Consider the following 13623-nt stretch of genomic DNA (forward strand, 5'->3'; position numbering starts at 1 on the left):
CTTCACCCGCCGCAACCCCGACCGACAACGCGAGCGGCTCATCAAACAACTCCACAGCCTGGGCTACACCGTCACCCTCGACAAGGCCGCGTAGACAAGCCACGGTCGATTCTCTTCACAGACATACCGGTGACCGGACTTGTTGTCGTCCCGGCCCAAGGCCCTACCTGCCAGGTCCCCGCCGAGGGTCAGCTGCGCAGGTAGGAGGCGCCGTTGAGGTCGACGATGGTGCCGGAGGCCCACTCGGCCTCGGGGCTGGCCAGCCAGTGCACCGCGGCGGCGATCTCCTCGGGGCGTGCCACCCGCCGGAACGGGCTCTGCGCCCGGATCGCGTCGCCGCGCTCGCCGCTGAGGTGGGTGGTGGTCATGTCCGTCTCGACGAAGCCGGGCGCCACCGTGGCCACCGCGATGCCGTACGGGGCCAGGGCCAGCGCCAGCGACTGACCGAGCGCGTTCAACCCGGCCTTGCTCGCCCCGTACGCGGGCTGCTCCGGCTCGCCCCGGAAGGCGCCCCGCGAGGAGACGTTGACGATCCGGCCACCCCCCGCGCGCATGTGCTGGGCGGCGCACCAGGTGACGTTGGCGGCCCCGGTCAGGTTGGTCTCCAGCACCAGCCGCCACTGCTCGCGCCACTGCTCGTAGGTGTTGCCGAAGACCGGGTGCGGCAGGTCCCGGGGGCCGTACACGCCGGCATTGTTGACCAGCACGTCCAGCCCGCCCAGGCGTTCCGCCGCCGCGTCGACCATCGCCCGGACGGCGTCCGGGTCGGTCAGGTCGGCGCGGACCACCACGTGGCCCTCGCCGGGCAGTTCGGCGCGTACCCGCTCGGCCAGCTCCGCCGAGTCCCGGTGGTGGATCGCCACCCGGTCCCCGCCCGCCGCGAACGCCCGCGCCACCGCACGCCCGATGCCGCGCGAGGCCCCCGTCACCAGTACCGCCCGTCCCGTCATGCGCGCCATCGTGCCGCACCGGGCCGCGCCGGCTGACAACGGGCCCGCCCCAGGCGGGACCCGTCAACAGGGCCGCTTCCTTACACTGCCCGAATGGGAACCGACTGCCTGTTCTGCCGGATCGTCGCCGGGGAGATCCCGGCCACCATCGTGCGGGAGACCGCCACCACCCTCGCCTTCCGGGACATCAACCCCCAGGCGCCGACGCACGTGCTGGTGATCCCCAAGGAGCACTACGCGGACGTGGCCACCCTGGCCCAGGGCGACCCGGGGCTGGCCGGCGAGGTGCTCGCCACGGCCGCCACGGTGGCCGAGGAGGAGGGGCTGCTCGCCGACGGCTTCCGGCTGATGTTCAACACCGGGGCGTACGCCGGCCAGGAGGTCTTCCACGTGCACGCGCACGTGTTCGGCGGGGCGCCGCTCGGCCCGATGCTCTGCCGCTGAGTCCGTCCCTAGACTGCAACACATGATCACGGTGCATGACCGGCTCGACCGGATGGTGCGGCAGGCGCAGGTCCAGGGGCGGATCCCGGCGGTCTCGGCCGCCCTGCACCGGGCGGATCGGCCGCTGTGGACCTGCACGGTCGGCGGGACCGGCAACGACCGCCCGCTCGGCCCGGAGACGGTGTTCCGGATCGGCTCGGTCACCAAGACCTTCACCGCCGTGCTGGTCATGCAGTGCCGCGACGACGGGCTGCTCGACCTGGACGACCCGATCGGGCGGCACCTCGACCTGCCGGCGCACGGCGAGCTGACCGTACGCCGGCTGCTGTCACACACCGCCGGCCTGCAACGCGAGCCGCACGGCGACGTCTGGGACAGCCTGCGGGCGCCCGGCGTCGACGAGCTGCTCGCCGACCTGGCCCGGGTGGAGCGGGTACTGCCGACCGGCCGCCGCTACCACTACTCCAACCTCGGCATGGCCCTCCTCGGCGAGCTGGTCGCCCGGCTGCGGGGCGGCACCTGGGCCGAGGCGCTCGCCGAGCGGGTGCTCGTCCCGCTCGGGCTGACCGGGACCGGCCCCACCCCGGGCGAGCGGGCGGCGACCGGGTTCCTGATCGACGCGTACTCCGACGAGGCGCACCCGGAACCGCCGACCGACTTCGGCGCGGTGGCCCCGGCGGCGCAGCTGTGGAGCACCGCGCCGGACATGGCGCGCTGGGCGGCCTTCCTGGCCGACCCGGCGGCGCTGGACCCGGCCGGCGCGGTGCTCGCCCTGGCGACCCTCGACGAGATGCGCTGGCCGCTCACCACGACCGACGAGACGGTGTGGGCCGCCGGCTTCGGGCTCGGCCTGATCCTGGTGCCGCAGCCGCAACGGGTGGTGCACGTGGGGCACGACGGGGCGATGCCCGGTTTCCTGGCCGCCGTCTACGGCCGGCGTGGCGGGGACGGCACGGCCGGCGCGATGGGCTGCGCCGTGCTCGGCTCGTCCGGCACCGGCGTGCCGGTGTTCGAGCTGCCCCACCAGCTGCTCGCCGCCGCCGCCGAGCACGACCCGGCGGAGATCGAGCCGTGGCGCCCGGGCCCGCCTGCCCCGGCGCACCTGCGCGGGGTGCTGGGCCGCTGGTGGGGCGAGGGCTTCGAGTACGTCTTCTCCTGGCACGACGGGACGCTGCGGGCCCGGGGCGCGGACGACCCGGCCGGCAAGCCGCCGGCGGTCTTCGCCCCGCTGCCGGACCGGCCGGACGTGTTCCGGACCGTGGCCGGCCGGGAGGTGGGCGAGCTGCTCCGGCTGACCCGCGACGAGCGGGGCGCGGTGGTCCGGATGCACTGGGCCACCTACCGCTTCACCCGCCACCAGGAGACCTTCGACAGGTACGACTTCCGCCGGTAGTTGATCTCCTACCGGCGGAAATGCACGCGGTGCGGCCGGTGTTGACCCGATACGATGGGCGTAACGTCCGACCGCCGCGCCAGCAGGGCCCGGCACCGAGATCGAGAGCAGGTGGCGTAGGGCCCGACGGCCCGACCTATGACCGGCACCCCACCTCCCGGCCCGCCCCGGGTGCAGACCAGGATCACGGTCCCCGACCAGAAGATCATGGTGAACCTGCTCGGCGCGGGCGACGAGATCCTGCGACTCGTCGAACGCTCGGTCAACAGTGACGTCCACGTGCGGGGCAACGAGATCACCATCACCGGCGCGCCCGCGGACAACGCCCTCGCCGAGCGCCTCTTCAGCGAGCTGCTCGAACTGATCGAGAAAGGCGAGACCCTGACCACTGACGCCGTCCGGCGTACCGTCGGCATGCTCGAGCAGGGCAGCACCGAGCGGCCCGCCGAGGTCCTGACGCTCAACATCCTCTCCCGGCGCGGCCGCACCATCCGTCCCAAGACGCTCGGGCAGAAGCGGTACGTCGACGCGATCGACGCCAACACGATCGTCTTCGGCATCGGGCCCGCCGGCACCGGCAAGACCTACCTGGCCATGGCGAAGGCGGTCCAGGCGCTCCAGGCCAAGCAGGTCAACCGGATCATCCTGACCCGGCCGGCGGTCGAGGCGGGCGAGCGGCTGGGCTTCCTGCCCGGCACGCTCAACGAGAAGATCGACCCGTACCTGCGGCCGCTGTACGACGCGCTGCACGACATGCTCGACCCGGAGTCCATCCCGAAGCTGATGGCGGCCGGCACGATCGAGGTGGCGCCGCTCGCGTACATGCGGGGCCGGACGCTCAACGACGCGTTCATCATCCTGGATGAGGCGCAGAACACCACGCCCGAGCAGATGAAGATGTTCCTCACCCGGCTCGGCTTCGGTTCCAAGATCGTGGTCACCGGTGACGTCACCCAGGTGGACCTGCCCGGCGGGACGACCAGCGGCCTGCGGGTGGTCCGGGAGATCCTGAGCAACGTCGAGGACGTGCACTTCGCCCAGCTCTCCAGCGCCGACGTGGTCCGCCACAAGCTGGTGGGCGAGATCGTCGACGCGTACGCCCGCTGGGACGCCGAGCGGGAGAACCAGCAGGCACAGGGCGTGCACGCCGTGCCCGGGCGGACCGCCCAGGGCGGCCGGGCCGGCCGGCGCCGCTAATCCACCAGAGGAAGACAGTTGTCCATCGAGATCGCCAATGAGTCGGGTGTCGAGGTTGACACCGACGCCGTGCTCGCCGTCGCCCGGCACGCCCTCGACGAGATGGGGGTCAACCCGCTCGCCGAGCTCTCCATCCTGCTGGTCGACATCGACTACATGGCCGAGCTGAACCATCGCTGGATGGGCGGCGACGGCCCGACCGACGTGCTCGCCTTCCCCATGGACGAGGGCAGCGTCGACCACGGTCCGGGGGAGAGCAGCCCGGCCGGCGGCGAGCCGGCCCTGCTCGGCGACATCGTGCTCTGCCCCGAGGTGGCGGCCAAGCAGGCGGCCGCGGCCGGCCACTCCGCCGCCGACGAGCTGCACCTGCTCACCGTGCACGGCGTGCTGCACCTGCTCGGGTACGACCACGCCGAGCCGGAGGAGGAGCAGGAGATGTTCGGCCTCCAGGCCCGGCTGCTGGCGAGCTGGCGGTCGACCCGGTCGAAATGATGTCCACTCTGGCGGCCGGCACTCCGGCGGGACTGCCCGATCTCCAGCTCATCTTCGTCGCGGCGGGGCTGGTGGTGCTCGCCGGCCTCATCGCGATGACCGAGGCGGCGCTGGCCGCCGTCTCCCCGGCCCGGGCCGCCGAGCTGGCCCGGGACGGGGCGCGCGGCGCGCGTACCCTCCAGGCGGTCGCGGGCGACGTCGTCCGCCATCTCAACCTGCTGCTCCTGCTCCGGCTGCTGGCCGAGCTGACCGCCACCACGCTGGTCGCGCTGGTGGCCGTGGACAGCTTCGGTGCGGGCTGGCGGGCCGCCCTGGTCACCGCCGGGGCGATGACCGTGGTCAGCTTCGTGGTGGTCGGCGTGGCACCGCGCACCCTCGGCCGGCAGCACGCGTACGCGGTGGGTCGCACGGTCGCGCCGCTGGTGCGCTGGCTGGGCCGGGCCCTCAACCCGCTCGCCTCGCTGCTGATCCTGATCGGCAACGCGGTCACCCCGGGGCGCGGCTTCCGCGAGGGGCCGTTCGCCACCCAGGTGGAGCTGCGCGAACTGGTCGACCTGGCCGAGCAGCGCGGAGTGGTGGAGCACGGCGAACGCCAGATGATCCACTCGGTCTTCGCCCTCGGCGACACCATCGCCCGCGAGGTGATGGTGCCGCGTACCGAGATGGTGTGGATCGAGGAGAGTAAGACCCTGGCCCAGGCGCTGGCGCTCTTCCTGCGCTCCGGCTTCTCCCGGATTCCGGTGATCGGGGAGAGCGTGGACGACGTGCTCGGGGTGCTCTACCTCAAGGACCTGATCCGGCGGATCCAGGGTGCCCCGGAGGCCCGGCAGATGCCGGTGGCCGAGCTGATGCGTCCGGCGACCTTCGTGCCGGAGTCGAAGCCGGTCGACGACCTGCTGTCGGAGATGCAGGCGGCCCGCAACCACCTGGTCATCGTGGTCGACGAGTACGGCGGCACCGGCGGCCTGGTCACCATCGAGGACATCCTGGAGGAGATCGTCGGTGAGATCACCGACGAGTACGATGTCGAACGCCCGCCGGTCGAGCACCTGGCGGACGGGGCCGTGCGGGTGGCCGCCCGGCTGCCGGTGGAGAATCTGGGCGAGCTGTTCGACACCGAACTGCCCACCGACGAGGTGGAGACGGTCGGCGGCCTGCTCGCCCAGTCGCTCGGCCGGGTGCCGATCCCGGGCGCCGAGGCCGAGGTCGCCGGGCTTCGGCTGATCGCCGAGGGCACCACCGGGCGGCGCAACCGGATCGACACCGTGCTGGTGCGCCGGGTCGCGCCGAGCGACGCGTCCGACAACGGGGGCCGTGGCGAGCACGCCGAGCCCCGTGGCAACCACAACCGTTCCGAGGAGAGGCAACCCGCCGATGCCTGAGTCACCCGCCGTGCCGGCTGCCCGGCCCACCCCGTCCGACCTGGCCGAGCTGAGCGCCGAGGACGGCAAGCTGGTCGTCCTGGCCCGGGGCGCGCGCGGCCGGGTGGGCGCCGTGGAGGGCGCGGCGGTCCGCGACCAGGACGGCCGGACGTACGCGGCGGCCAGCGTGGCACTGCCGTCGCTGGCCCTGACCGCGCTGCAGCTCGCGGTCGCCTCGGCGGTGGCCGCCGGCGCCAGCCGGTTGGAGGCCGCCGTGGTGGTGACCGAGGCCTCGACGCTGGACGGCGCGGGGCACGCCGCCGTCCGGGACCTCTCCGCCGACGCGCCGATCCACGTGGCCGCCCCGGACGGCTCCGTCCTCGGCACGGTGGTCGAGTGACCGGGGTGCCGGACCCGGAGGAGCCGCGTCCGTACCGGGCGGGTTTCGCCTGTTTCGTCGGGCGGCCGAACGCCGGCAAGTCGACGCTGACCAACGCGATCGTCGGCACCAAGATCGCGATCACCTCGAACAAGCCGCAGACCACCCGGCACGTCATCCGGGCCGTCCTGCACCGCCCGGAGTCGCAGCTCGTGCTGGTCGACACCCCGGGCCTGCACCGCCCCCGTACGCTGCTCGGCGAGCGGCTGAACGATCTGGTCCGGGAGACCTGGAGCGAGGTCGACGTGATCGGCCTGTGCATCCCGGCCAACGAGCCGATCGGCCGGGGCGACCGGTTCATCACCGGTGAGCTGGCCAGCCTCAAGGCGACCGTGCTGGCCGTGGTCACCAAGACCGACCTGGTGGACCGCGGGCGGCTCGCCGAGCAGCTTCTCGCGGTCAGCGAGCTGGCCGACTTCGCCGACGTGGTGCCGGTGAGCGCGGTCTCCGGCCACCAGCTGGACACCCTGGTCGACGTGATGACCGGCTACCTGCCCGAGTCGCCGCAGCTCTACCCGGACGACATGCTCACCGACGACCCCGAGCAGGTGCTCGTCGCCGAGCTGATCCGTGAGGCGGCGCTGGAGGGCGTACGGGACGAGCTGCCGCACTCCATCGCCGTCGTGGTGGAGGAGATGATCGCGGAGGGTCAGCTCACCAAGATCTACGCCGACGTGTACGTCGAGCGGCCGAGCCAGAAGGCGATCATGATCGGTCACCGGGGTAGCCGGCTCAAGGAGGTCGGCACCACCGCACGCCGGCAGATCGAGGAGCTGCTCGGCGCCCGCGTCTATCTGGACCTGCACGTCCGGGTCGCCAAGGACTGGCAGCGCGACCCGAAGCAGCTGCGCAAGCTCGGCTTCTGAAACGGACGTTCGACCGGCGGCCCGGATCTTTCCGGCGCCGCCGGTGCGGCTTTTTGGGGCCTGGTGACCGGTCCTCGACGGCTGGTCCGGATCGGTCGCCTTTATGGGATGTTTCACTTTTGGCCCCGGCGCCTCGCCGTTTCGCCGCCTCGGGTCGGAGGGTAGGGAGAGGTTGATCCCCAGCCCCCGGACATAGATGCAGGCTTATGCGAAACCGATACCTGGACCTGCTCCGCTTCCTGGCCATCGTGCGAGTCGTCGTCTACCACGTCATCGGATCGGCGACCCTGACGCTGATCTTCCCGGCGATGTCGGTGATGTTCGCGCTCGCCGGCTCGCTGATGGCGGCCTCGCTGGACCGGACCGGCGCGCCGGCCGTGGCGCGCCGGCTGCGTCGCCTGCTGCCGTCGCTCTGGGTGCTCGCCCTGGTCTTCGTGCCGGCCATGCTGCTCAGCGGGCTGCCGTTCAGCCCGAAGGTGCTGCTCTGGCTCTTCCCGGTCAGCGACCCGCCGGCCAACTACTGGGGTGGCCTGGCCCTGAGCCCCATCTGGTATCTCCGGGACTACCTGTGGTTCGTGCTGGCCTCGCCGCTCGCGTTGTGGCTGTTCCGCCGGGCGCCGCTGCCCACCCTGCTCGCCCCGTACGCGCTGCTCGTGCTGATCGAGATGGGCGTCTACCCGGACGCGCCGGGCGTGCTGCGCGAGTTCGGCCTGTATTTCGGCGCCTGGCTGCTGGGCTTCGCCCACCACGAGGGCATGCTGCGCCGGATGAGCAACCGGGTCCTGGTGCCCGCGGCGCTCGCTCTCGGCGCCGCCGGCCTGGGCTGGATCTTCACCCACCCCGGCCCGCGCGGCTACGACCTGAACGACATCCACCTCGGCAACGCGCTCTGGTCGGCGGCGTTCATCCTGGTGGCGATCGGCCGGGCCCCGGCCGAGGCGGCCTGGGTCGACCGCGTCCCGCTGCTGAGCCGGGCGGTCACCGTGCTGAACCGTCGGGCGCTGACCATCTACCTGTGGCACATGCCGTTCGTGGTGGCGCTCACCCCGCTGGTCGGTCTGGTCGGCTGGACCCCGCGCGACCCGCTCGGCCTGGCGATCCGGGTGGTGCTGGTGTTCGCGCTGGTCGGCGTGGTCACCCTGCTGGTCGGCTGGGTCGAGGACGTGGCGGCCCGGCGTAGGCTGGAGCTGGTCCCCGGCCGGCCCCGGCCGACCGTGGCCGAGCGGGCGGCCACCGCGCCGGCCAGCCCCGCCCCGGCCGGGGCGGAGAGCGAGCTGGCGACGGCCGGGGCGGCCCGCCCGACTGCCGCGCGCCGGGTTCCCGAGCCCCGGCGCGCCGGCGACCGGTCCGGCACCGAACTCGGCGCCGGCTGACCGTCGCCCCGAGGGTCCTCGGGTGGCTCAGCGTCGGGTGATCGTCACGTTGCCGCTGCCGGTGCTGACGTCCAGCAGCAGGGCGGCGCCCGGATCGTCGACCACGCCGAGGTCCCGGTCGCCCGAGCCGGTGCTGGTCCGTACCCGGTACCGGCTGTCCGGCACGGTCAGCTCGACGTCGCCGCTGGCGGCGTGCACCCGGGCCGACGCCGGCTGGGCCAGCTCGACCGTCACGTTGCCGGAGGACGTCTCGGCGTCCACCCCGGCGGCGAGCCGCTGCGCGGTGATGTCGCCGGAGGCGGCGCGCAGCCGCACCGCACCGCCCGCGTCGATCACGTCGATGTTCCCCGAGCCGGTCTCGGCGCGGACGTCGCCGGTTGCCCCGCTGACCGAGACGTTGCCCGAGCCGAGCTTGAACTCCACCGCGCCGACCCGGCTCAGGTCGACGTCCCCGGAGCCGGTCTCGCCGCGTACCGTCACGCCCTCGGGGGCGGAGATCTCCCAGGAGACGCTGCACCGGGGACCGCATTCGGTGCGCAGCACCAGTTCGTCGCCGTTGATCTCGTATCGGGTGTCCGGCTGCCCGCCCTGGTAGCGGACCATCCGCTTGATGCGTACCTGCGGGGCGGAGCCGGCGGCGCGGACGGTGACGTCGCCCGAGCCCGGCTCCACGGTGATCCGGGTGATCTTCACCGCCTCGGTGTCGTCGTAGTCGAGCCGGCGGAACGAGATGGTGTCACACCCGCAGAGGAGGATCAGGGAGGCCGCCGCGGCGGCGGCGACGGTCCGGTGCACAGCCATGGTCAGCACGCTACGGGTGACCTCCGGGACGGCACATCCGGGTTCGACCGCCGATCCACCCCGAACCGACCCTGAGATCGCACCCCGAGGGAGAATGACCCGATGGCCGGGTACCGCCGACAGCTCTACCGCGACGACGCAGTGGTGCTGCGCGTGCAGAAGCTGGGCGAGTCCGACCGGATCATCACCCTGCTCACCCGCCGGCACGGCCGGCTGCGCGCGGTGGCCCGGGGCGTCCGGCGCACCAGCAGCCGGTTCGGCGCCCGGCTGGAGCCGTTCGGGCACGTGGACCTCCAGCTCGCCGGCGACCCCACGGGCAACCTGGGCAGCTCGCTGCACACCATCAGCCAGGTCGAGGGGATCGACCTCTACGGCAAACGGTTCCTCGGCGACTACCCGCGCTACACGGCGGCCAGCGCGATCGCCGAGACCGCGGAACGGCTCACCCCGGTCGAGCGGGAGCCGTCGCTGCGGTTGTTCCAGCTCACCCTCGGCGCGCTGCGCTCACTGGCCGGTGGCGAGCACGCCATCACCCTGGTGCTGGATGCCTACCTGCTGCGCGGGATGGCGTTCGCCGGCTGGGCGCCGGCGCTGGTCGCCTGCGCGGTCTGCGGCACCCCGGGGCGGCACCGGGCGTTCTCCGTACCGGCTGGGGGAGTGGTCTGCCCGGACTGCCGGCCGCCCGGCGCCGCCCACCCCGCCCCGGCCACCATCGCGCTGATGTCCGCGCTGACCACCGGCGACTGGGCGTACGCCGACGCCACCGAGCCCGGCGTACGCCGGGAGTGCAGTGGCCTGGTCGCGGCGCACCTCCAGTGGCATCTGGAGCGCGCGCTACGCTCGCTGCCGCTGGTCGACCGGGGTGGCCCGGCTTCCGGCACGGTCCCACCGCCGAGCGGCACGGGGCCGGGCGCGGTCCTGCCGGGCAGCGGCGTCGGGCCCGCCGCCGCTGGTGTGAACAGGGAGAAGACCGAGTGATCCGATCGATGAGGGCCGTCCGGCGCGAGCCGGTGCCACCGACTCCGCACCCGTCCGGGGCCCGGCCGCCGGCGCTGCCGGCGGAGGCCCTGCCGAAGCACGTCGCCATCGTCATGGACGGCAACGGCCGCTGGGCCAAGGAGCGCGGACTGCCCCGGACCAAGGGTCACGAGCAGGGGGAATACAGCCTCTTCGACACCATCGAGGGCGCGATCGAGCTGGGCATCCCCTACCTGTCGGCGTACGCGTTCTCCACCGAGAACTGGCGGCGCTCGCCGGACGAGGTCCGCTTCCTGATGGGCTTCAACCGGGACGTCATCCGCCGCCGCCGGGACCAGCTCGTCGACCTGGGCGTCCGGGTGGTCTGGTCGGGCCGGGCCGGGCGGCTCTGGAAGAGCGTCATTTCCGAGCTGCAGGCCGCCGAGGAGATGTCCCGGGGCAACTCGACGCTGACCCTGCAGTTCTGTGTCAACTACGGCGGCCAGGCGGAGATCGCCGACGCCGCCGCCGCGATCGCCCGGGACGTGGCCGCCGGCCGGCTCGACCCGGGCAAGGTCAACGAGAAGACCGTCGCGAAGTACCTCTACCACCCGGAAGTCCCCGAGGTGGACCTCTTCCTGCGCCCCTCCGGGGAGCAGCGCACCTCCAACTTCCTGCTCTGGCAGAGCGCGTACGCCGAGCTGGTGTTCCTGGACACCCTCTGGCCGGACTTCGACCGGCGCCACCTCTGGTACGCGTGCGAGCTCTACGCGCAGCGGGACCGCCGGTTCGGCGGCGCCCTGCCCAACCCGGTCGCCCCCGCAGTCTGAGCTCACGCTTACCGCCACGACCGACGGGGTACCAACCGGACAGCAGCCGATCGCGGAGGTGAACCAACATGGCGCAGAAGCGGATCGCCCAGTGGGCACTCATGGCGGTCGCCGTGCCGCTGGCGGCGGCCGGTGCACGCCGGCTCAGCCACTCCCTGGAGGCCCGTCGCGGCCCGACCGGAGTGAGTCGACTCCTCACCAGGGGCGCCGACCTGCTGCGGCCGCAGAAGGCGCGGCGTCGCCGGTTCTGGTGACGACCGGCGTCGACGCCGTCCCCCTGTGGGGGCGGTGTCGACGCGTTTCCGGTGGGCGGCGCGGCCTCGGCGCATACGATCGGCGCGAGGGCGCGCCGCCCGGTCGCGTCCGGCCACGGGGGTGGGCATGCGGGATCTCCGGTACGAGATGACGGCCGCGCTGGCCGGCGCGGGTCTGGTTGACGCCGCGCACCGGGAACGGGTCGCGGACCTCTGCGCCGGTGTTGCCGAGCGGTACTGCGCCGAGCTCGGGCACACGCCGGCCGTCCGCTCCGGCGAGATCGCCGAGCTGGCACAGGGCGAACCGGCCGCGGACTGGGCACCCACCCCTGCCGACGCCGCCGAACGGGCCTGGTGAGCGGCGCCACGGGAGGCGGCATGCCGCGGCGTCTCGGGCGACGAACGCCACCTGCGGCACATCGAGTGGATCAGGCTGCGCTCAGGCCTCCACTTCGGAGCGGTTACCGGCCCACAGGGTGTGGAACGTGCCGTCCCGGTCCACCCGGTGGTAGGTGTGCGCCCCGAAGTTGTCCCGCAGCCCCTGGATCAGCGCCGCCGGCAGCCGTTCCGCGCGCAGGCCGTCGAACCAGGCCAGCGACGACGAGAAGGCCGGGGTCGGCACGCCCGCCCGGGCCGCGTCGGCCACCACCCGCCGCCAGGCCGGGATCCCGGCGCTGACCCGGTCGGCGAACCACGGCGCCACCAGCAGCGTCGGCAGCTCCGGCTGCCCGTCGTACGCCTCCCGGATCCGGTCTAGGAAGCGGGCCCGGATGATGCAGCCGCCCCGCCAGATGGTCGCGGTGCCGCCCAGGTCGATGCCCCAGTCGTACTCCCGGCTGCCGGCCCGGATGTGGTCGAATCCCTGCGCGTACGCGACGATCTTGCTGGCCAGCAGCGCCCGCCGGACGTCCTCGACGAAGGTCTCCCCGTCGTCGACCGACCACTTCGCGCCCGCGTCGGGGAAGGCCCGGCGGGCGGCGGCCCGCTGGTCGGCGTGGCCGGACAGCGACCGGGCGAAGGTGGCCTCGGCGATGCCGGTGATCGGGACGCCGAGGTCGAGCGCGCTCTGCACGGTCCACCGCCCGGTGCCCTTCTGCTCGGCCTGGTCGAGCACCACGTCGACGAAGGCCCGGCCGGTCGCCGCGTCGGTGTGCGCCAGCACGTCGGCGGTGATCTCGATGAGGAACGACTCCAGCTCGCCCGTGTTCCACTCGCGGAAGATCTCCGCGATCTCCGCCGGGCTCGCCGACAGGCCCGCCCGCAACAGGTCGTACGCCTCGGCGATGAGCTGCATGTCGGCGTACTCGATGCCGTTGTGGACCATCTTGACGAAGTGGCCGGCGCCGTCCGGGCCGATGTGCCGGCAGCACGGGATGCCGTCCACGTGCGCGGCGATCTTCTCGAAGATCGGGCCGAGCTTCCGGTAGGACTCGGCCGAGCCGCCCGGCATGATGCTCGGGCCGTGCAGTGCGCCCTCCTCGCCGCCGGAGACGCCGGTGCCGACGAAGTGCAGCCCGTGACCGCGCAGCGCCTCCTCCCGCCGGCGGGTGTCGGCGAAGTGGGCGTTGCCGCAGTCGACGACGATGTCCCCCGCCTCGAGCAGGGGAACCAGCTCGTCGATCACCGCGTCGGTCGGCGCGCCCGCCTTCACCATGACGATTACCGCGCGTGGGCGTTCCAGCGAGGCGACGAAGTCGGCCAGCGACTCCGCCGGCACGAACCGGCCCTCGTCGCCGTGCTCGGCGACCAGGCTGCGGGTGCGCTGCGGCGAGCGGTTGTGCAGCGCCACGGTGAAGCCGTTGCGGGCCAGGTTCCGGGCCAGGTTACGGCCCATCACCGCCAGGCCGGTCACGCCGATCTGCGCCGTCGCCTGCTCTGCCACGCGTACCGCCACCTCTCGTCGGGTTGCCCGTCCTGCGACGGTATCGCGGTCGATGCGAGCGCGGGCGGGGACGCCCGACGGCGGGTGAGGGCCCGGTCGCGGTCCGTCCTCAGCCCGCCGCGAGGCGGGCCTGCACGGGGGCGACCTTCGCGGTCATCGCGTCGGTGACGCCGACCGTGGCAGTAAATCGGGTGCGCGGTGCGGCGGCGGTGGGTTAACCTGCCGTCATGCGTAACTGACGCCCTTCTTCCGAGCCCTGGTCCGCCGCCGTTCGCGCCGCGGATCCCTCCCGCTCCGGGCGTCCGCATCCGCACCGCCGTTGTCGCGGTGGCTTTCCTGTCGGACCTGCCGGGGCTTGCCCGCTCGCCGCGCCCACCCGGCGCC

Annotated in this window: 15 protein-coding genes; 12 read left to right on the forward strand and 3 right to left on the reverse strand. The window is 73.3% G+C overall.

Going from position 1 to position 13623, the window contains the following annotated elements; all coding sequences use genetic code 11:
- Window positions 1-188 precede the first annotated feature (188 nt).
- Window positions 189-950, reverse strand: coding sequence for an SDR family NAD(P)-dependent oxidoreductase (locus A6A27_RS37240; protein WP_073839361.1), 762 nt, complete (start codon window positions 948-950; stop codon window positions 189-191).
- A gap of 93 nt (window positions 951-1043) precedes the next feature.
- On the opposite strand from A6A27_RS37240, the gene A6A27_RS37245 reads away from it, so the two are divergent.
- The 8 genes from A6A27_RS37245 to A6A27_RS37280 all read left to right on the forward strand — a co-directional run bounded on the left by A6A27_RS37245 (window position 1044) and on the right by A6A27_RS37280 (window position 8515).
- A complete protein-coding gene (locus A6A27_RS37245) occupies window positions 1044-1394 on the forward strand; it encodes a histidine triad nucleotide-binding protein (protein ID WP_073839362.1) in 351 nt (116 codons plus the stop codon).
- Window positions 1395-1416: 22 nt separating this feature from the next.
- Window positions 1417-2787, forward strand: a complete 1371-nt coding sequence (locus A6A27_RS37250) for a serine hydrolase domain-containing protein (protein ID WP_073839363.1) — start codon at window positions 1417-1419, stop codon at window positions 2785-2787.
- A 138-nt stretch (window positions 2788-2925) separates the two neighbouring features.
- On the forward strand, window positions 2926-3984 hold the full coding sequence (locus A6A27_RS37255; RefSeq protein WP_073839364.1) for a PhoH family protein: 1059 nt from the start codon (window positions 2926-2928) through the stop codon (window positions 3982-3984).
- Window positions 3985-4002: 18 nt separating this feature from the next.
- Complete coding sequence (gene ybeY / locus A6A27_RS37260) at window positions 4003-4476, forward strand: rRNA maturation RNase YbeY (RefSeq protein WP_073839365.1); 474 nt, start codon at window positions 4003-4005, stop codon at window positions 4474-4476.
- Complete coding sequence (locus tag A6A27_RS37265) at window positions 4452-5858, forward strand: hemolysin family protein (RefSeq protein ID WP_198940625.1); 1407 nt, start codon at window positions 4452-4454, stop codon at window positions 5856-5858. The genes ybeY and A6A27_RS37265 overlap by 25 nt, the downstream gene beginning before the upstream one ends.
- The gene (locus A6A27_RS37270) at window positions 5851-6237 is read left to right on the forward strand and encodes a cytidine deaminase (protein WP_073839367.1); all 387 of its coding nucleotides are present in this window, start codon (window positions 5851-5853) and stop codon (window positions 6235-6237) included. The genes A6A27_RS37265 and A6A27_RS37270 overlap by 8 nt, the downstream gene beginning before the upstream one ends.
- 5 nt (window positions 6238-6242) lie before the next feature.
- Window positions 6243-7142 carry a GTPase Era gene (gene era, locus A6A27_RS37275; RefSeq protein ID WP_073839392.1) on the forward strand — a complete coding sequence of 300 codons (900 nt, stop codon included), beginning with the start codon at window positions 6243-6245 and terminating at the stop codon, window positions 7140-7142.
- Between the two features lie 206 nt (window positions 7143-7348).
- Complete coding sequence (locus tag A6A27_RS37280) at window positions 7349-8515, forward strand: acyltransferase family protein (RefSeq protein ID WP_073839368.1); 1167 nt, start codon at window positions 7349-7351, stop codon at window positions 8513-8515.
- 27 nt (window positions 8516-8542) lie between these two features.
- On the opposite strand, the gene A6A27_RS37285 is transcribed toward A6A27_RS37280, so the two are convergent.
- Window positions 8543-9316, reverse strand: coding sequence for a DUF4097 family beta strand repeat-containing protein (locus A6A27_RS37285; RefSeq protein WP_073839393.1), 774 nt, complete (start codon window positions 9314-9316; stop codon window positions 8543-8545).
- Between the two features lie 102 nt (window positions 9317-9418).
- Here A6A27_RS37285 and recO point away from each other — a divergent pair, with 102 nt between their 5' ends.
- The 4 genes from recO (at window position 9419) to A6A27_RS37305 (ending at window position 11715) form a co-directional block, all read left to right on the forward strand.
- Window positions 9419-10294: a DNA repair protein RecO gene (gene recO / locus A6A27_RS37290; protein ID WP_073839369.1), complete on the forward strand. Its 876-nt coding sequence runs from the start codon at window positions 9419-9421 to the stop codon at window positions 10292-10294.
- An 8-nt stretch (window positions 10295-10302) separates the two neighbouring features.
- Window positions 10303-11103 carry an isoprenyl transferase gene (locus A6A27_RS37295; protein ID WP_143194380.1) on the forward strand — a complete coding sequence of 267 codons (801 nt, stop codon included), beginning with the start codon at window positions 10303-10305 and terminating at the stop codon, window positions 11101-11103.
- Window positions 11104-11171: 68 nt separating this feature from the next.
- The gene (locus A6A27_RS37300) at window positions 11172-11357 is read left to right on the forward strand and encodes a hypothetical protein (RefSeq protein WP_073839371.1); all 186 of its coding nucleotides are present in this window, start codon (window positions 11172-11174) and stop codon (window positions 11355-11357) included.
- A 127-nt stretch (window positions 11358-11484) separates the two neighbouring features.
- Complete coding sequence (locus tag A6A27_RS37305) at window positions 11485-11715, forward strand: thioredoxin reductase (RefSeq protein WP_073839394.1); 231 nt, start codon at window positions 11485-11487, stop codon at window positions 11713-11715.
- Between the two features lie 81 nt (window positions 11716-11796).
- Here A6A27_RS37305 and gndA read toward each other — a convergent pair whose 3' ends face one another.
- The gene (gene gndA / locus A6A27_RS37310; protein ID WP_073839395.1) at window positions 11797-13239 is read right to left on the reverse strand and encodes an NADP-dependent phosphogluconate dehydrogenase; all 1443 of its coding nucleotides are present in this window, start codon (window positions 13237-13239) and stop codon (window positions 11797-11799) included.
- Window positions 13240-13623: the final 384 nt, after the last annotated feature.

The organism is Micromonospora sp. CB01531 (assembly GCF_001905095.1).
GTDB lineage: Bacteria > Actinomycetota > Actinomycetes > Mycobacteriales > Micromonosporaceae > Micromonospora.

What these genes read in the sequence shown, in the direction of transcription:
- A6A27_RS37240 (WP_073839361.1), bottom strand. Translation starts at nt 950, where the DNA reads ATGACGGGACGGGCGGTACTGGTGACGGGGGCCTCGCGCGGCATCGGG.
- A6A27_RS37245 (WP_073839362.1), top strand. Translation starts at nt 1,044, where the DNA reads ATGGGAACCGACTGCCTGTTCTGCCGGATCGTCGCCGGGGAGATCCCG.
- A6A27_RS37250 (WP_073839363.1), top strand. Translation starts at nt 1,417, where the DNA reads ATGATCACGGTGCATGACCGGCTCGACCGGATGGTGCGGCAGGCGCAG.
- A6A27_RS37255 (WP_073839364.1), top strand. Translation starts at nt 2,926, where the DNA reads ATGACCGGCACCCCACCTCCCGGCCCGCCCCGGGTGCAGACCAGGATC.
- A6A27_RS37270 (WP_073839367.1), top strand. Translation starts at nt 5,851, where the DNA reads ATGCCTGAGTCACCCGCCGTGCCGGCTGCCCGGCCCACCCCGTCCGAC.
- A6A27_RS37280 (WP_073839368.1), top strand. Translation starts at nt 7,349, where the DNA reads ATGCGAAACCGATACCTGGACCTGCTCCGCTTCCTGGCCATCGTGCGA.
- A6A27_RS37285 (WP_073839393.1), bottom strand. Translation starts at nt 9,316, where the DNA reads ATGGCTGTGCACCGGACCGTCGCCGCCGCCGCGGCGGCCTCCCTGATC.
- recO (WP_073839369.1), top strand. Translation starts at nt 9,419, where the DNA reads ATGGCCGGGTACCGCCGACAGCTCTACCGCGACGACGCAGTGGTGCTG.
- A6A27_RS37295 (WP_143194380.1), top strand. Translation starts at nt 10,303, where the DNA reads ATGAGGGCCGTCCGGCGCGAGCCGGTGCCACCGACTCCGCACCCGTCC.
- A6A27_RS37300 (WP_073839371.1), top strand. Translation starts at nt 11,172, where the DNA reads ATGGCGCAGAAGCGGATCGCCCAGTGGGCACTCATGGCGGTCGCCGTG.
- A6A27_RS37305 (WP_073839394.1), top strand. Translation starts at nt 11,485, where the DNA reads ATGCGGGATCTCCGGTACGAGATGACGGCCGCGCTGGCCGGCGCGGGT.